The sequence below is a fragment of the Methyloceanibacter caenitepidi genome, from assembly GCF_000828475.1.
GTDB classification, from domain to species: Bacteria; Pseudomonadota; Alphaproteobacteria; order Rhizobiales; family Methyloligellaceae; genus Methyloceanibacter; species Methyloceanibacter caenitepidi.
Genome location: NZ_AP014648.1, coordinates 2,609,422 through 2,625,151 on the forward strand (window position 1 = coordinate 2,609,422; position 15,730 = coordinate 2,625,151).

The 15,730-nt window shown below is 64.7% G+C and carries 18 protein-coding genes; 1 reads left to right on the forward strand and 17 read right to left on the reverse strand.

The features are described from left to right. Positions 1-114: 114 nt before the first annotated feature. The 6 genes from GL4_RS12350 to GL4_RS12375 form a co-directional block, all read right to left on the reverse strand. Positions 115-486, reverse strand: a complete 372-nt coding sequence (locus GL4_RS12350) for a hypothetical protein (protein WP_156137581.1) — start codon at positions 484-486, stop codon at positions 115-117. 132 nt (positions 487-618) lie between these two features. Beyond that, on the reverse strand, positions 619-1,983 hold the full coding sequence (locus GL4_RS12355) for an ATP-binding protein (RefSeq protein WP_045367992.1): 1,365 nt from the start codon (positions 1,981-1,983) through the stop codon (positions 619-621). A gap of 4 nt (positions 1,984-1,987) precedes the next feature. Beyond that, positions 1,988-2,659, reverse strand: a complete 672-nt coding sequence (locus tag GL4_RS12360; RefSeq protein WP_045367995.1) for a response regulator transcription factor — start codon at positions 2,657-2,659, stop codon at positions 1,988-1,990. 107 nt (positions 2,660-2,766) lie between these two features. Then, entirely contained in the window at positions 2,767-3,066 is a 300-nt protein-coding gene (locus GL4_RS12365) for a PepSY domain-containing protein (protein WP_156137583.1), read from the reverse strand. Positions 3,067-3,135: 69 nt separating this feature from the next. Further along, on the reverse strand, positions 3,136-3,387 hold the full coding sequence (locus tag GL4_RS12370; protein WP_045368001.1) for a hypothetical protein: 252 nt from the start codon (positions 3,385-3,387) through the stop codon (positions 3,136-3,138). 72 nt (positions 3,388-3,459) lie between these two features. After that, positions 3,460-3,753 carry a hypothetical protein gene (locus GL4_RS12375; RefSeq protein ID WP_045368003.1) on the reverse strand — a complete coding sequence of 98 codons (294 nt, stop codon included), beginning with the start codon at positions 3,751-3,753 and terminating at the stop codon, positions 3,460-3,462. Positions 3,754-3,991: 238 nt separating this feature from the next. Here GL4_RS12375 and GL4_RS12380 point away from each other — a divergent pair, with 238 nt between their 5' ends. Next, positions 3,992-4,588 (forward strand): sulfotransferase family 2 domain-containing protein, encoded by a 597-nt coding sequence (locus GL4_RS12380; protein WP_045368005.1) that lies wholly within the window; start codon positions 3,992-3,994, stop codon positions 4,586-4,588. On the opposite strand, the gene GL4_RS17240 is transcribed toward GL4_RS12380, so the two are convergent. The 11 genes from GL4_RS17240 to GL4_RS12435 all read right to left on the reverse strand — a co-directional run bounded on the left by GL4_RS17240 (position 4,585) and on the right by GL4_RS12435 (position 15,687). Further along, positions 4,585-6,285 carry a DUF2793 domain-containing protein gene (locus GL4_RS17240; protein WP_082025646.1) on the reverse strand — a complete coding sequence of 567 codons (1,701 nt, stop codon included), beginning with the start codon at positions 6,283-6,285 and terminating at the stop codon, positions 4,585-4,587. The genes GL4_RS12380 and GL4_RS17240 overlap by 4 nt on opposite strands. Positions 6,286-6,361: 76 nt before the next feature. Beyond that, positions 6,362-10,429, reverse strand: a complete 4,068-nt coding sequence (locus GL4_RS12390; protein ID WP_045368008.1) for a baseplate multidomain protein megatron — start codon at positions 10,427-10,429, stop codon at positions 6,362-6,364. Between the two features lie 266 nt (positions 10,430-10,695). Further along, positions 10,696-11,130 carry an NlpC/P60 family protein gene (locus GL4_RS12395; protein WP_045368011.1) on the reverse strand — a complete coding sequence of 145 codons (435 nt, stop codon included), beginning with the start codon at positions 11,128-11,130 and terminating at the stop codon, positions 10,696-10,698. A 339-nt stretch (positions 11,131-11,469) separates the two neighbouring features. Next, positions 11,470-12,360 (reverse strand): DUF2163 domain-containing protein, encoded by an 891-nt coding sequence (locus GL4_RS12400; protein ID WP_045368013.1) that lies wholly within the window; start codon positions 12,358-12,360, stop codon positions 11,470-11,472. Next, positions 12,357-12,992: a DUF2460 domain-containing protein gene (locus GL4_RS12405; protein WP_045368015.1), complete on the reverse strand. Its 636-nt coding sequence runs from the start codon at positions 12,990-12,992 to the stop codon at positions 12,357-12,359. The genes GL4_RS12400 and GL4_RS12405 overlap by 4 nt, the downstream gene beginning before the upstream one ends. Positions 12,993-13,022: 30 nt before the next feature. Beyond that, positions 13,023-13,589, reverse strand: coding sequence for a phage tail tape measure protein (locus GL4_RS12410; RefSeq protein ID WP_045368018.1), 567 nt, complete (start codon positions 13,587-13,589; stop codon positions 13,023-13,025). After that, positions 13,579-13,761, reverse strand: a complete 183-nt coding sequence (locus GL4_RS12415; protein ID WP_045368020.1) for a phage tail assembly chaperone — start codon at positions 13,759-13,761, stop codon at positions 13,579-13,581. Before GL4_RS12415 ends, GL4_RS12410 begins: the two co-directional genes overlap by 11 nt. Positions 13,762-13,793: 32 nt before the next feature. Then, on the reverse strand, positions 13,794-14,165 hold the full coding sequence (locus GL4_RS12420) for a gene transfer agent family protein (protein WP_045368021.1): 372 nt from the start codon (positions 14,163-14,165) through the stop codon (positions 13,794-13,796). A gap of 9 nt (positions 14,166-14,174) precedes the next feature. Then, entirely contained in the window at positions 14,175-14,588 is a 414-nt protein-coding gene (locus GL4_RS12425; protein WP_045368022.1) for a phage major tail protein, TP901-1 family, read from the reverse strand. Between the two features lie 86 nt (positions 14,589-14,674). Beyond that, entirely contained in the window at positions 14,675-15,139 is a 465-nt protein-coding gene (locus GL4_RS12430; RefSeq protein WP_052464468.1) for a tellurite resistance TerB family protein, read from the reverse strand. A 125-nt stretch (positions 15,140-15,264) separates the two neighbouring features. Continuing rightward, positions 15,265-15,687: a DUF3168 domain-containing protein gene (locus GL4_RS12435; RefSeq protein WP_045370077.1), complete on the reverse strand. Its 423-nt coding sequence runs from the start codon at positions 15,685-15,687 to the stop codon at positions 15,265-15,267. Positions 15,688-15,730 lie beyond the last annotated feature (43 nt).

A 15,730-nucleotide genomic window follows, 5' to 3' on the forward strand; every position in this document is an offset into this window, starting at 1 on the left:
GTCCCTAACCTTCAGAATTCAAACGGTGGCTAGGCATAGGACAAGGGTGCTTGCCAGAGCAAGGCGAAGGCGCGGCGGAAAGATGAAATCGCGGCAATGTTTGGCCGGCGGGGTCTAGCCCACCTGGTTCCAGCGCCCGTCGGGCTGGCGGCAGGCCGTTCCGTTGGTCGTCTGAGGCGCGCCGTTGATGAACATGGTGTGGGTGAACGGCCGGCAGAAGGACGAGCCCTTCTTGTAGGGCGTACCGGGCACGATCTGCCCGTTGTGCTGGTTTGCAGGATTGCTCCACGACGTCGCTTGGCCGGCCTGTCCGAATTCCAAGGCCTTTTGCTGCGCTTCCGCGGCAAGCTGCTGGTCCTGCTGATCGAGCGCCGGACCGGTATTACCCGTCATCGAGCCCCAAAGGGCATCGGTGCCAAGGTTTCCTCCCGTTCCGCAGGCTGCAAGCCCAAGCGGCAACAAGGCAATTGCAAGAATGGATCTCATCGGTCCTTTCCCAGCTCAGAAGGACCCCACCGTCCCCCTGCGAGAGGCTGATACATAAGTGTAACCTCTCATCGGAGTGTTAAGAATAGAAAATCGGGCCAAATTAGGTTGCCCGTCCGTCCGGCGAAAAACTCAAGCCGCCGGGAGAGTTAGCCTCGCGCTGAGCCCGCCGTCACGCGCATCCTCCAGCACGAAGTGGCCTTTGTAGAGATGGGCCAAGTCCGCGACGATGGACAGGCCAAGGCCCGACCCCGGCTTGCTCTCGTCGAGGCGCTGACCCCGTTTTACGGCCTTCTCGCGCTCGGCGCGCGTCAGACCCGGCCCGTCGTCATCGACCATGACGGAGAGCGTGTCGTCGCCCAGGCGCCTGGCTGTGACCGTCACGGAAGTCTTGGCCCATTTGCAGGCATTGTCGATCAGATTGCCGGCCATTTCCTCGAAATCCTGCTTCTCGCCCTGAAATTTGAGGCCAGGATCGATCGAGACGGTCAGGGATATCCCCTTTTCGCCGTAAATCCGGTCCAGCGCCCGTTTCAAGGCCATCAGCGTCGGCTCGACCTCCGTCACGCCGCCGATGACCCCGGAGCGCGCCGCCACCCGCGCGCGGTCGAGATGGTGCGTGATCTGGGTCCGCATGAGCTCAGCCTGCTCGATCACCTTGCCGGAGAGCGGCCCATCGTGGGAGCGGGCTTCGTTGCTGATGACGCTGAGCGGCGTCTTCAACGCGTGCGCCAGATTGCCCACATGGGTTCTGGCCCGCTCCACCACGTCGCGATTGGATTGAATGAGGGCGTTGAGCTCGGTCTGCAGCGGCTTGATCTCGTCGGGGAGTTCCCCCTCCAGCTTCTCCGCATCGCCCGAGCGGATGGCCGCCAGGTCGTGGCGGATGGCGCGCAGCGGCAGAAGCCCGAACCGGACCTGGAAGAATGTCGCGACGGTGAGGCCAACGCCGAGAATGACCAGCGCCAATACAAGCATCGTCGTGAACTGCGCGAGATCGTCGTCGATCTCCGCCGCATTGCCGCCGACGGCGTAGGAATAGACCGTGTCACCCTCATGACCCGGCCTGATCTCGCGTTCCTCAATGCGCAGGTTCTCGTCGTCCGGACCGGTCACGTAGCTGCGTCGGGTCAGCGTCTCGTCGGCCGGGACATCGTCCTTGCTCGGGAGATCCAGTTGTTGATCGAGCAGGGAGCCGGAGACGAAGAGTGGACGTTCCTCGCCGCCGTCCAAGGCCTTGATCTGCCAGTACCAGCCCGAGAACGGGATATCGAAAATCGGGGCCCCCAGACTGTCGGGCGATTCCGGCGTATCTCCGCCTGCGGCCGTGCTCGCGGCGATCAGGCTCGTCATGTACACGTTGAGCCGCGCATCGAAATTGCGCTCGATACTCTGGCGGTAAAGCGACGTCAGCAAAATCGCGGCGATCGGAATCACCACGAGCACCCACGCGGCGGCGGAGACGAAAAGTCGAAAGGCAAGTGATTTCGGCCCCATCGGGCTAGGCCCCGTCGGGATTATCCGTGAGACGATAGCCGAGGCCGCGCACGGTCTTGATCAGATCCACGGGCAGCTTCTTGCGCAAGCGCCCGATGAAGACTTCGACGGTGTTCGAGTCCCGGTCGAAGTCCTGCTCATACAGGTGCTCGACCAATTCGGTTCGGGACACGACCCGGTCGCGGTGCATCATCAGATAATGCAGCACGCGATATTCGTGCGACGTGAGCTTGATTGCTTGCCCATCGACCGTAACCCGCGCCGCTTTCGTATCGAGAACGAGCGGTCCGCAAATGAGGTCGTTGCTCGCATGTCCCGCCGAGCGGCGCAGGAGAGCCCTCAAGCGCGCGAGCACCTCCTCCATGTGGAAGGGTTTGGCGACGTAGTCGTCGGCGCCGGCATCCATGCCCGCCACCTTGTCGCTCCAGCGCTCGCGGGCGGTCAGGATCAGCACAGGCATCTTGCGGTCGTCGCGCCGCCATTCTTCGAGCACGGACAACCCGTCCTTCTTCGGCAGGCCAATGTCCAGGACGACGGCGTCGTAAGGCTCCGTGTCACCCAGGAAGTGGCCTTCCTCACCATCGAACGCGGTGTCGACCGCGTAGCCCGCTTCGCCGAGCGCGGTCGCGAGCTGCCGGTTTAGATCTGGATCGTCCTCGACGACGAGAAGCCTCAAAGAACTGCCCTCCCTTGGCATCTTCGTTGCAGCAATGTCAGTAACGTGTGCAACCGAGTCGTGGCGATTCTTGGAACGGCTGCATCCCTGCCCTCTGGACGAAGGGCCTACTGCCCCGTCTTGGCATTCACCGAGACGTTCTTGACGTCACCCTTGTTGCTGAGGACGGTGGCCTGATAGACGAAACTGTTGCCGTTCTGGCAAAGCACAATCTTGATCACCTTGCCCCCGCCCTTGGACTGAGCCTTGTTGACCGCGGCTTTGCCTGGAATGAGCCCGTTCTTCGAAATCAGCCCGCCGGCCGAGCCCAACGGCATGCATCCCGCGTGCGCCGGCGCCACCGCCGCCAAGCTGGCGAACGCGGCAATCGCAACGGCCGCGAACATTTTGAACCCACGACAGCTCATGTCAGCCCCACAGTTCTCATCATGGACGCCACCCTACGGCAGCGCCCATGAACGGCGCCTGAACGCTGCCTAGGCCGGCCCGCGCGTTTCGCGATCGTCCGGGTGCGGCGCGCTCTTCGCGGTAGCATCGTCCACCTTGGCACCGAGCGCCGCAAGCCCCAAGCCGCCCAGAATCACCGGAATCTCGCTGAGAAGCTGAGCCAACGTCAAATCTCCGACGGCCCAGAGCCCCACGGCCGAGAGGGCAGCCGTGATCCCCAGAATCTGCGTGCGGTAGCCTTTGGCGAATCCGCCCGTAAGCAGCCAAGCGAAAGTGGTCATGCATAATCTCCTTTGGTCAGGGTTAAGCGTTTGGGTCTGGTGAGATGAGAGGCGCGGGTACAGGGCCCGCGCTCAGAAGGGCCGCGACGGGGCAGAACGCAGAGCCTCCTTGGTGGGACGCTGCTCCAGCTTGGCTTCGATGCGCTGAAGGATACGGCGCACCTCGCGCATCTCGGCCTCGAGGCTGATGACCCGGTCGCCGGCGTCGATGGCCCTGACGGCTTTCGTCTCCAATTCGGAGACGCGGCTGGTCAGCGCGCCGACCCACATGAAGAGCCCCGCGGACTGGAGCACGATGGACAGAATGAGGGCCACCGGGACGCGCCGGTCCAAGGTCCAATGAGCGCTGCTGTCTCCTGCGGCCATGTCCGTCACCGTACCTTTTCGATTTCGGCGCATGACAGGAAGGATGCGTCGACGTCGGATCCTCTCAGGCCAATTGCGGCTGCGAGCGCAGCTATCGGCTGGTCTCGTTCGACAACCGCCATCGTCGCCCAAGTAGAGACCACCACGACCCGCTCGGCTTCTGTTCAATTGGATTTGGCATTACCCGGCCCATGCCTTAGAACCTGCCGCGGCCACTTGAACCCGAAAGGATCGAGCAATGCGGTTGAGCGACCGCTTCAAGTTCGTATTTATCTCCAACCCGCGCTGCGGCAGCACGTCTGCCCGGCAGATGCTCGACCCTTTTGCCGATGTGAGATCGACTACGAATCCGCCACCCGTGCCGTGGCAACACCACCACGCGGACGCTGCGCTGATTGAAGAAGGCATGAGAGAGTCCGGGCGCAACCCCGACGACTACGTGTTTTTCACAACGATCCGTAACCCCTGGGCGCGTGTCTTTTCGGCCTACAAGTTTGGGCTCAAGAGACCTCATTCGACATGGCATGCTCCAGCCGTCTCATCGGGGTCCGTAAATGGCTTCATCCAGCACCCGCATGTCATAGACAAAATGAGCCGACACACGCTCGAATGCAAAACCACAAGTAGAGTCCAAACTTTTCGCATAGAGGACCAAACGGGTGACCTTCTAAGACTGGCATCCTCAATTGTCGGAGAACCCCTTACGCTCCCCCACGTCAACACAACCGAGAGCGCCAGTTACATCGAGGCATTCAGTGACCAGAACGCCATTGACCTTGTGGCCGATATCTTCTCGTCCGACATAGCCGCAATGGGCTATCGCTTTGGTGGCTAGATCGCCTCGGCCAACCTTCCGCGCGGGCAAACATAGCCGACGACATACATTCCGAAAGCATCCACTGACACGTCCGCGTCGGCGGTTATCTGCCCGGTCGTGTTGGTCGTAACCCATATTCTGGCATTGCCCGCCGCAGAGTCCGAGCCCGAGGAAGCGCTTCTGTCACCCAGTGTTCCGTGCCCGGCCACATTGCTGGCGATGCCCGCCGTCGCAGGCGCATCTGGCGGAGTTGATCCTGTCGCATATACCGTGATCGCAAATGCTTGCCCGGAATTTCCGCTCGCAAAATCACCTTCGACCCTGCAGCGAAACCCCTCAGGTACGGGCAGCTTGAAGTTCGTGCCGGAAGTCCCTAGCGGACCTGCATCAAAAGCCTCAACTGCCGGATTGTATTCGAAGCGATCCTGCGTCTGAACAAACGGACGAATGTTCGACGAGGCGTCTAAGGGCGTTGAGCCGATATATTGCTTGTACAGATATCCGCTTGGCAGCGTTGGGCTCAGTCCTGAGGTATCGTGGTCGCTGCATCCAACGTCAACCGTTGCACCCGTCGAAATCAGCCACCAGTGAACGGTTCCATTCGCCGTGAGTGCACCGCTGTCGAGACTCGCGCCGCTCCCATTTCCCGGCGCCCATGCCGTATCTGCTCGCTTGGTTAGTGCCGATGTGAGTCTCATGAGTGCCGGAGTTGTGTCATCCGATGCCGCCTCGCCGACTGCAACGTCTATATCGTGACCAGCGTCCGTCGCGTTGTTGGAAAGGATGAGACCATAGAGATGGCCCCGTGGCGGCACCTCCATTCGGGAAAAGGTAATCGCGGTCGATCCAAGCGTCCCGCCCTGGATTGACGTGCAAAGCCAGCGCGTGTCTGCGTTGACCGCCCCCTCCTGCACCGTCACAAGCGCGCCCGGGTGCTGATCGTAGGCCGACAACCCGAATACCCGCGTGGGCGATGGGCCCACGATATAAATGCCGTTCTGAGCGGGCGCCGCCTGGTCCTTGACCAGGACAAGCTCTCCTGCGACGAGCGTGACGCCATCGATGACGTCGCCGCCGTTGAGCCCGCTCGCGATGGCGATGTCGGCGGTCGTCGCCGTGCGCACGGTGAACGCGGGCCCCGCAGTCTGCGGCAGCCAGGTAATCCCGGCCGACCAATCGGCGCTTCCTGCCGAGAGCTTGAAATAGAGCGTCGGCTGCCCGGCGTTGCCGCTGTCCGAAACGACGAGGACGGAGAAAGCCGTCACCTCGTCGTCATAGGCGGCACGGCCGGCGATGGCATCCACCGCCGCATCCGGCTGATACGCCGGCCCTTGGGGCCCCTGCGGTCCCTCGATCCCCGCGAGCGTCCAATCGGACCCGTCGAAACGATACATCGCGTCTTCGTCGTGGACCCACGCGATCCAGCCCGACCCGGCGCCTTCCCCTGGCAGGTATGAGCGCCACTCGCCGTCGATATAGCGGGCGACGCGCTTTTCCCATCCGATCCAGGCGCCGGTGGCCGGACCGCCGCCTCCCGCCACGATATAGCAATCTCCTTCGGCAGGACTTGCCGGCGGTTCCAACAGGTCCTTGTCGAGTACGCTGAGCTGGACCAACGTGTCGAGCAGCGTCATCGCCTCGTTATGCGTGACATGCTTCTGCGCTTGCGCAGCCGCGATATAGGGAATGCGCAGCTTCGCGCTTTCTTCGGTCATGTTTTCTTTCCGGATTTGACGAGAACCAAGACCACACAGCGCGCTCAAGCAGGCCGCTAGGCCGGTAGCGCAAAGATCAGTGCTGATAGTCCCAGATCAGTTGCTCTGACGCGGGTCCGGGCCCATAGACGGGCGAGACCTGCGCGACGCGCACATGCACGTTCCATTGCGGCGCACCGAAATCGTCCGCCTGCATCGCCGCCGTGTACGAAATGGATGGCGTGTCGCTCTCCACGCTTCGCAAGACGGAGCCGTCCGGCCCGTCGAGAATGTCGAGCCGGTACAGCTCGACGTCCTCGCCGAGCGGCACTTCAAGGCCTTCCCAGCTGTCGCCGCCAAAGCGCGTGCGCCGGATCCACGCGATAGACCAATCGCCGTTTGCCGGATCGCGCTTGCCTTGGACGTGCACAGGCGCATAGGGCCGTAAGCCCAACCCTTGCACGGCGTAAGACGCACTGCCGTAGGTATCGGACTCGAGGCCCTCGCTCACGGGCCCGTATTTGTAGTTCAGCGCGAGGCCGACATCGTCGGGGCGCAGATTGAGCGCGGTCACCGCGCTGTTGATCAGCACGAAGAGTGCGCCCGCCGGCACGGGGTTGCGCATGGCGCCTTCGGTTCCGTTCAGCCCGCGCAACAACATGGACAGATCGTAGGTGCCAGTCTCAATCAGCGTCGCGAGCTGAAACTGGATCAACTCGAACGTGCCGTCCGCGTTCTGGATGGCGGCGAAGTTGGCGCCGTTCAGCAACGCCTCCTCGGTGACGGACTCGAGTTCGCCGTAGTCGAGAGCGACGCGCAGGATATTGCTCTTGTCGTAGCGGTGCAGCGGGCCGGAATAGGTATCGAACACGGTGCGGCCCATGGTGGCGCGCGCCGGCACGATGGCGTTCAACTCATAGCCGCTGGTAGACGGAGAACGGTACACGGCGACACCCCCCGGCCAGGGATCGGCGTTGGCGGCAACATAGCCCGCATACGGCGCTTCATCGCCGCGCAGCAGCGGCAAATCCATGAACACGGCATCGGTCGGTCCGTACACGGTGACGGGATCGAACTCGCGCTCCTTTTCCGGCGCCACGACGGAATCGAGATTGAACGGCTCGACCGACCGCGCGTCGATATCCTTGAACGTCGCATCGCGCGTCTCCGTCAGACGCCAGAGCGTGTCGCGGGCGCCCGAGGACAGTGTGACCACATCGCCGGGCTCGAGCGCGAGCCGGCTCGGCGGCAGCGCGAATGCGCCCCGCTCGCGCGCGGCCCAGGCATCGCGCAGCCATCCTTCGGCGATGGCGAGCGCCTTGCCCTGCCCCATCACGATCGGCAGTTCCGCGGCCGCCGCCCGATCGCTGCGGCTGCCGAGCCGCCGCGCGTCGACCGCGCCTTGGGCATAATCGTGATTGCCGTCGATATAGGTGATCTTCGCCGAGAGCGGCAGCTCCGTCTCCTGGCCGCGCGTCAGCGTATAGAGCGGCGCGTCCGGATCGGTCTCCACAAGCGCATCTGGAGTGACGCTTGCGACCGACCCGAGAAACCCGCGATGGGCGAACTGAATGAGCCCGCCGGATTCCGAGGCATCGAACAGGAACCCGAGACCCAGCGGCTGCAGCGCCTCGCGCACCGACATGATGCGGTCGATGACGAACCCGTCGAGGAAGCCATAGAGCTTCGTCACGTCGTAGCGGAAGAAGCCGTAGTCCTCGAGGATCGCCCGCACGACAGCCGCCAGCGCGCCGCCGCCCACGCGCCCGGTCAGCCAGTGCCCCAGTTCCCAATTGCCGCCATCGGCCCAGACCGACGACGCATAGGGAAAAGCGGGAAACGGCCGCGCGTCCCAGGTGTAGACGAAGATGCGCGAGGCATCGACCATGCGCCCGCCATAGACGCCCGAGACCGGGTTCTGCCCGGACACATAGTCTTCGTGGCTCGGATCGAAAAAGCTCTGGATCGCCTGGATGTAGCGGCGCTGCACGAGATCGTCGCGCACGCCGCGCGAGAAATACGGCGCGAAGGATTCCGAGCTTTTCGGATCGATGAACACGTTCGGCTGGTTCGGCCCCTTGTCCACGGCCGGACACCCGACCTCGGTGAACCAGATGGGTTTGCCTTGCGGCACCCAGCCCGTATGCGCGCCGCTCTCGACGCCGCCCGGCCGGTCGTAGTGGAGGTTCTGCCACCACTCTTTGATGGCTTTGGTCTTGTAGATCCACGGCTTGCCGTAGGCGCCGTCGGTGATGGGCAGCCGCGTTTGGGTAAGACGTTCCGCGCTCGCCTCGTTGCCGGTCGCCCCCGCCGCCGGGTAGTACCAGTCGAAGCCCTCGCCGCCGCGGATATTGCTGCGCAGGTAATCCAGATCGTAGATCGACTCCCAGCCCGCCTGACGGTCGAGATGGGCGTCGCCGTCGCGCCAGTCCGACAGCGGCCAATAGACGTCGATGCCGACCGCATCGATATGGGGCGAGCTCCATAGCGGATCGAGATGGAAATAGACGTCGCCCGTGCCGTCGTCCGGCTGGTGACCGCGATACTCGGTCCAGTCCGCGCCATAGGTGATCGCGGTAGCCCCGCCGAGCACGCCGCTGACATCGGCGGCGAGATCGACTAATGCGTCCACGAAGGGAAAGCTGCCTGCACTCTCCCTTAAAGATGTCGCCCCGCGCATCTCCGAACCGATCAGAAACGCGTCCACGCCGCCCGCCGCTTTGCACAGATGCGCATAGTGCAGAATGAAGCGGCGGAAGGACCATTCGTCCGGCCCCGCATACGTCACGCTCTCGCCGTCAATGGCGAAGTCGGCGGCCTCCGCCGCACCCACGAAGGCCGCGACTTGGCTCCCGCATGCGGCCGTCTTGTCCACCGTACCGCCGAGGCCCGGCGCCGGGTCGCAGGTGATGCGTCCGCGCCAAGGATACGCCGGCTGGCTGGCAGCGTCCGAATACGGGTCCGCCAACGCATTGTCGGTCGGCACATCCATCGAGATGAACGGATAGAACGTCACCTTCAGCCCGCGCGCCTTGAGATCCTTGATGGCCGCGACCACCGCCGCGTCCGCCGGCGTACCGCCATAGGCCGGACGTCCGTCTTCTTCGGAGACCACATGCGCTTGCGTCCGCGATGCTCCGCCGACGGACCACTCATACGGCCAGGACTCCTTGGCCGCGACCTCGACGCCGGGCTTCACCTCGCACACACCGATACGTAAGTCCGTGCCGAACCAGCTCACCACGATCGACACGTCGGCGACGTTTGGCAGCTGTGCCTCGAGCTGATCCAGAGCCACGTCCCAATCCGTGCCGCCAAGGGCCGTATGCAGATTTTCGGCGACGGAGGCGCCGTTCTCGATCCGCATCACGCGGTCGGTGTCGTAGACGAACTCGCCGGCGCTCGGGATCAGATTGACCGCCCGCACCTCCTTCTCGAATGTGTCCACCGCGCGAAACACTTCGAAATTGAGCTGCGGCAGCCGGTTGCCGAAGCGCTCCAGGGGCATGTTCTCGAACACGACGTAAGCAGTGCCGCGATAGGCGGGCACGCGGGTAGCGCCCCCCTGCTTCGAGGCGATCAGCCCGTCACGGCCTTGGCCCTCACCGCCGAGATGGACGCGGATGGTGAAGTCCGACTGGCGCAGCTCCTTGCCGTCGGCCCAGATGCGCCCGATCCGCGTGATCGGCCCTTCGCACACCGCATAGGCCGCGTTGGCGTAATAGCTGTACTCGACCGTCTTCACGGTCTGCTGCGCGCTGGCCTGGCTCCCCTGCCCCGAGCCGCCGCCGCCGAACACGTTCTTGCCGCCGCCCGTCTGCTGCCCGCCGCCCGTCGTCTGGGTGGTGACGGTCACCTGCTCCTTGAAGCGCGTGGCCCAGATGAGATGGCCGGGCAGACGCGCGCGCCCATAGACGCGCGGCAGCGGCGTGCCCTCGCTGGACGCGCCCACGGCCACGTCCGACAGGCGCGGGCCCTCGAGCACTTGCGTCTCGCCGGAGCTCGCGGCGAGCGGCGCCATCAGCGACCGGTCGAGCAGCGCCCCGCCGACAGAGCCCACCGCGCCGCCGATGGTGGCGCCGGTCAAGGCCGTGCCGAGCACGCTGCCGGGAAAGATCGCGCCGCCAATAGCCGATCCCACGGCACCGAGAACCAGTGTCGCCACGTTGCTGCTCCGAATGGATGAGAAGTTTAAGTCAAACTCGACGCGCTCAAGTAGGCCGCTAGGCGATAGGGCGAATGAAAATGCGCTCAAGCAGGCCGCTAGGCCGGTAGCGCAAGAAAGAGAGCCCGATAGCGCAAAAAAGAAGCCGCGCGATCCAGTCTGTGGCTGTCATGCCCGCGAAAGCGGGCATCCAGTAATGAACGCCCTATCGCATCACGAAGACCGGTGGCTACTGGATGCCCCGATCAAGTCGGGGCATGACACCATCACTTGTCGTCCGGAAATCTAAAGGCGGCCACGGCGCGCCGCCGCCACCAAACGCCTAAGGGCACCTCGACGACGCCGAGACCTTCCTGAGCGTGGATCATGTGATCGCCGTCGGCGAGAATCCCCGCATGCTTGGCAACGCCCTTGTCGCGCATGCGGAACACGAGCACGTCGCCCGCCAGCGCGTCGGACACGCTGCCGAGCGGCACCAAATGCCGGCAGGCGGCGGCGATCAGCGTCTCCGAGCCGGTCGCATTGCCCCAGTCGCGGCTATACGGCGGCATGGCCTCGGGCTCCGGCCCGTACAGCGCACGCCACACCCCGCGGATGAGGCCGAGGCAGTCGCAGCCGGCCCCGCGCACGCTCCCCTGATGGTGATAGGGCGTGCCGAGCCAGCCGCGCGCGCACTGAACGATGGCATCGGGTTGGGGCATATGCTTTCTCGAATCCGTGCGCACTCGGCGCTCATCATGCCGCCATCGGCGCGGCTTCATTTCGGCGCAATCCGGGCGGCATGCTCATGATGGACCCCGGCGATCCCCGCCGGGGTTGTCCTTGAGACAGACAGTCATGAACGCGGAAGACCCGAAGAGCAGACTTCCTTACGTCTACACTTGGCTTGGGACGGCGGCCGTCATCGCCGCACTCATCTACCTGTTTCACTTCATATAGAGCCCGCAACGATGACCGAGGCCTCGTGACCTGCGGCGACGCACTCAGGCAGGACCGCGTCCTGCATCGGAACGGCGCCGGAAACCTGTCGGCGGGGCCCCTCACCGCACCCGGCCCCCGTCGTTCTTGTCTGAGCGGCTGACGACGCGGAGCATGAAGTCGTTGCCGGGCACGTGGGGGAAGCCGCGGAAGTTAGCCGTGTTCGAAAACTTGGCGCGGCAGGTGCCGAATTGCTTGTCGCAGCCGGCCTGCACCTTGAAGCCGTCCCCGGCCGCAATCGCTTCCGACGGCCGCTGCCACAGCTCGATCGTGACGCCGCTTGAGGCCTTGGCATGTAGCTTCACTTCGCTCGTGCGCCCGTCGTTGGCGCCCGATTCCCACGTCAGCAGACCGCGCGTGAACCAGTTCGACGCGTGAGCCTCCAAACCGCTCGCCGTGAAACGCCGGGGCGAGGCATCGAGGCTCGCCACCGTGCCGTCCGCCGAAAATGCCGCCTGGTCCAGATCGATCTTGCAGCGCGCATCGCCGAGATCCGCATCACAGCCATATTGGATGATACGGCCCTTCGGCTGCTGCAGCGCGTGGGCGAGCCCGCGCACCTCGCAGCGGAAATGATGCGCCCCGCGCGACACCTCGCCGAGATTGCCGGTGCGCATGAGCACACGATGGTCCGGGTCCGCCCAGTTCACGCGGTAGATCTCGATGGCCGCGTTGTCGAACAGGCCCGCGGCGAGATCCGCCTCGTTCAACCGGTCCGATTTGAGGGCGCCGTCCACGTCGAGCGTGTCCACGTTGAGCCCCACGGCGCTGGCGATCTCCGAGCCGGTGAAGCCGCTCGCGGCTTCATAGAGGGTGCCGCCGAATTCGAGATCGCGGTCGTGGTCCGTGAAGCCGAACGAGACCGCATCGTTGCGCGTGATGCGCCAGCACCAGCACAGCGTCGTGGCGCCGCTGTCGAGATGATCCTGCAGCGCGGACGAGATCGCTCTCATAGGCGCACCTCCATAATGGGAATTTGCGGGATCGAGCCTGCGTCGAAATCGCTGAGATCGATCTCGAGGCGGTCCGTGTCGAAGCGCACGGCCACGTCGAATTCGAAGCCCGCCGTGACGGGCGCGTCTAGGGGCGGCACCGCGCCGGGCAGGAACGTCACGAGCCCGGTATTGGTGCCGAGCGCGTAAGTCTCCGGGTCCTGCACCACGCCATCGACCGCGACGGAGACCGTGCCCGGCACGGGAAGCAGAACCGTGCGCGACCAGGGGGCGTATCCGCTGCCATAGGTCTTGACGAGCTGGAACGCCGCCGTCGCGCCGTCGCCTATGCCGATCGCCTGATCTGTGGCGGCGGGCGTCTCGGACGGCGCGCAGGATTTGTAGTCGCTCCAATCCTTCCAACGGAAAGCATGCAGCCGCCCGCGCCGCTCTTCGAAAAAGGCGAGCACGGCGTGCAGATCGTCGAGGCTCTTGATGCCGTAGCCAGCATCGTAACGCCGCTTGGAGTCGGCCCAGCGGCTGTTGCGTTCCTCGTAGCCGGAGCCGAGCACCACGATCTCGGTGCGCCGTTCCGGCCCGCCCCGGCTGCCGCGTGTCACAGCGGTCGGAAAGCGCACATCGTGAAAGGCCATTGGTCCGTGCTCCGCCTAATGATTGCGCTGCTAAAGGTTTCGTTGCCCGCGCCCGACAGTGCGGGAAAGCATGGCCGCGAGTTGCCCTTCGGACCGGCGGAAGCTCTCCGCGTCCGGCGTAGTCACGTTGAAGGTGACGTTGACCGCGCGCCCTGCTCCGTCCGCCTGCACGCCGAGCCGGCCGTCTTTTGCGCGCGCGAGCGGCAGCACCGCCTCCGGCCCCGCCTCACCCGCGAGCCCGCGCGGAGCCCCCTGCCCGAGCGGAAACGTCATGGGCGAGGAGATCACCCCGCCCTTGGCAAACGGCACGGGCAGCGCGCTGCCGAGGCCCGCACCGGTGACGAGCCCGGACAGCGCATCGCCGAAGGTCTTGCTGATGGGCGCGAGCGCGGCCTCCAGCGTATTCTGCGACAGGTTCAGCGCGAGCTGGCGGACAACGTCCGACAGTTCGCGGCCCTTGAGCGTTGCGTCCGTGAAGGCGTTCGTCAGATTGCCGGCGAAGCTCGCACTCAGCCGGCTCGCGTCCGCGAGCGCGGCGCGCAACGGCGCGATATCGCCGCCAATGACGACGTAAAGCCCGTCGCGATCATCCGGCATGCGTCTCTCCATCGGGGTAGCGTTGCATCAGCGCCGCCAGGTCGTCGCGCGAGGGCGGCGCTTGGGCTATTCGAGAACCGAACGCGCCGCGCAGGGCCGCGTCCAGCTCGCGCGGAGTCATGGCCCAGAAGTCGCGGGGACAGAGGCGAAGGCTCCCGAGCCCTGCTTCCATGGCGGCCGCCCAAGGAAACGGCTCGCGGCTTGTTACGCCGCGTCTATGTCCAAAGGGACGTTCGCCTCGCTGTGCTCGGGCAGGCTGCCGTCCCGCGCGGCGGTGAACGTCGCCGCCAGCAGCCGCGCGACGATATCGACAAAGCCCGCCGCGCCGCCGGGCGCACGCATGGCGCCGACGGCATCGTCAGCAATCTCGTAGCCCGCGCCGCGCAAACCGGCGCCAATCATCTTGATGGCGTCGCCCGCCGCGATACGCCCGGCCTCGAAGCGCTCGGCGACGGCCAGCATGTCGTCCTCGCCGAAGGCGTGCTCAAGCTCCGCCAACGCGCCCAGCGTCAGACACAGCCGGTAGGTCTTGCCGTCCAGAACCGCTTCGATCTCGCCGCGATGCGTGTTGACCATGCCTGCCCCCTACGCGGCGGTGAAGGCGAGAGCGCCGGCGGATTCGAGGCCGAGTTCGAAGCTCAGCTCGCCGTCGTGGCGTCCGCCGTATTCCAGCGTCACGATCTGGAACGGCCCCTCGACCGTGCCGAAATCGGGCACGATCACCTGCCAGTCGCGCACGGTGCCGTCGAAGAAATATTGCCGCAGCGTCTCGTCCGAGGTGGCGTCCTTGAAGATGCCGCTGCCGGAAAGCCGCGCGGTCTTGAGGCCGGCGCCGGCCAGAAGCTCGCGCCAGCGCCCGGCGCTCTCCTGATCGGTCGCGTCCACCGTGGCGGCATTGAAGGCGAGCGATCGCGCCCGCAAGCCGCCCACGGTCACGAATGTGCCGCCGCCGTCCGAGTCCACTTTCAAGAGGAGGTCCTTGCCCTTTTGCGCCGTCATGCTTCTTCCTCGCGTTGAGACAAACAAAAAGAGCGGCCCCGAAGGACCGCTCTCGAAAATCTTCGTGCCGGTGCTAGCGATCTGCGCTAGTTCGCCAAACGCGCCTCGACCATCTTGCGTAGGATCACCCGGTCGCGGGTGGAGACGCCGATGAGTTCGGCCACGCGCCAGACGAGGTTGGATTCGAACTCGTCCACGACGCCGTCGGCCATGACCACTTCCCACAGCATTTCGACAATGCGCTTGCGCCCGTCCTGATCGAGCTCGCGGCACAGCACTTTGGTGAACCGGTAGAGATCGACCGCGTCGCGCTCCTCGGCGCTCGCATCCTGAAACAGGCGCTTCAGCTCATCGGATGAAAGGTCGAACCGGCGCTGCAGCAGCGCCTTCACCTTATGCTTTTCGTTTGGGTCGAAATTGCCGTCGATGCTGCCGGCGTTGATCAGCAGCGCGGCCGAGGCGATGCGCAGTTCCTCCTCGTGGAGGTCCTTGAGTTGCGTCTCCTCGTCGACGCCCTCGACGAAATTCACCAGCTTGGTCCAAAGCGACATACAGATCCCTTCCGGCCAGTTGTCATCCGGCCCCCGTCGGGGCGCAATTCAGTCGGGCACACCCCTATAAAACAACGAAAGCCGGGACAAGCCCGGCGATCTCGGAATTCATGTATTTGACTGGCTTACGCGGCGGCCTGCTGCTGCGGCTCCGTCACCGCGCGATAGCGCACGATGCCGTGCATGGTCTCGCCGTCCGGATCGATCCGCGCCTCGGCGAATTCGTGGCGCAGATTGACCAGATAATGATCGTCGAGGGTGAGCGGCTGGTCGTGGAGCAGCGTCTTCACCGCCTCCATGATCTCGTGAACTTCTTCGGCGCTGTCCGCACGCGTCCACACATGGAGCGTCAAATCGTGCTCGGTGCCGAGCTCGGTGCCGGTGCTCCAGTCGAGCGTTACGGTCTGACCGAGCGTGATGTAGGGCAGCGGTTGACCTTGCGGGGCCTTGCTGTAGATCCGGTCTCCGCCGAGCCGGTCCGTCAGTGCAGGCGCGCTGGAAAGGGTCTGATAAATGCTGCGTTGGAGATCCCAACTCGCGGCGGCCATGCTGTCCTCCACCAATGTCGTTACCAGGCATTTAGGAACGCCG

Coding starts and splice junctions, on each gene's coding strand:
- GL4_RS12350 (WP_156137581.1), bottom strand. CDS start 486: ATGAGATCCATTCTTGCAATTGCCTTGTTGCCGCTTGGGCTTGCAGCC.
- GL4_RS12355 (WP_045367992.1), bottom strand. CDS start 1,983: ATGGGGCCGAAATCACTTGCCTTTCGACTTTTCGTCTCCGCCGCCGCG.
- GL4_RS12365 (WP_156137583.1), bottom strand. CDS start 3,066: ATGAGCTGTCGTGGGTTCAAAATGTTCGCGGCCGTTGCGATTGCCGCG.
- GL4_RS12370 (WP_045368001.1), bottom strand. CDS start 3,387: ATGACCACTTTCGCTTGGCTGCTTACGGGCGGATTCGCCAAAGGCTAC.
- GL4_RS12375 (WP_045368003.1), bottom strand. CDS start 3,753: ATGGCCGCAGGAGACAGCAGCGCTCATTGGACCTTGGACCGGCGCGTC.
- GL4_RS12380 (WP_045368005.1), top strand. CDS start 3,992: ATGCGGTTGAGCGACCGCTTCAAGTTCGTATTTATCTCCAACCCGCGC.
- GL4_RS17240 (WP_082025646.1), bottom strand. CDS start 6,285: ATGACCGAAGAAAGCGCGAAGCTGCGCATTCCCTATATCGCGGCTGCG.
- GL4_RS12395 (WP_045368011.1), bottom strand. CDS start 11,130: ATGCCCCAACCCGATGCCATCGTTCAGTGCGCGCGCGGCTGGCTCGGC.
- GL4_RS12400 (WP_045368013.1), bottom strand. CDS start 12,360: ATGAGAGCGATCTCGTCCGCGCTGCAGGATCATCTCGACAGCGGCGCC.
- GL4_RS12405 (WP_045368015.1), bottom strand. CDS start 12,992: ATGGCCTTTCACGATGTGCGCTTTCCGACCGCTGTGACACGCGGCAGC.
- GL4_RS12410 (WP_045368018.1), bottom strand. CDS start 13,589: ATGCCGGATGATCGCGACGGGCTTTACGTCGTCATTGGCGGCGATATC.
- GL4_RS12415 (WP_045368020.1), bottom strand. CDS start 13,761: ATGGAAGCAGGGCTCGGGAGCCTTCGCCTCTGTCCCCGCGACTTCTGG.
- GL4_RS12420 (WP_045368021.1), bottom strand. CDS start 14,165: ATGGTCAACACGCATCGCGGCGAGATCGAAGCGGTTCTGGACGGCAAG.
- GL4_RS12425 (WP_045368022.1), bottom strand. CDS start 14,588: ATGACGGCGCAAAAGGGCAAGGACCTCCTCTTGAAAGTGGACTCGGAC.
- GL4_RS12430 (WP_052464468.1), bottom strand. CDS start 15,139: ATGTCGCTTTGGACCAAGCTGGTGAATTTCGTCGAGGGCGTCGACGAG.
- GL4_RS12435 (WP_045370077.1), bottom strand. CDS start 15,687: ATGGCCGCCGCGAGTTGGGATCTCCAACGCAGCATTTATCAGACCCTT.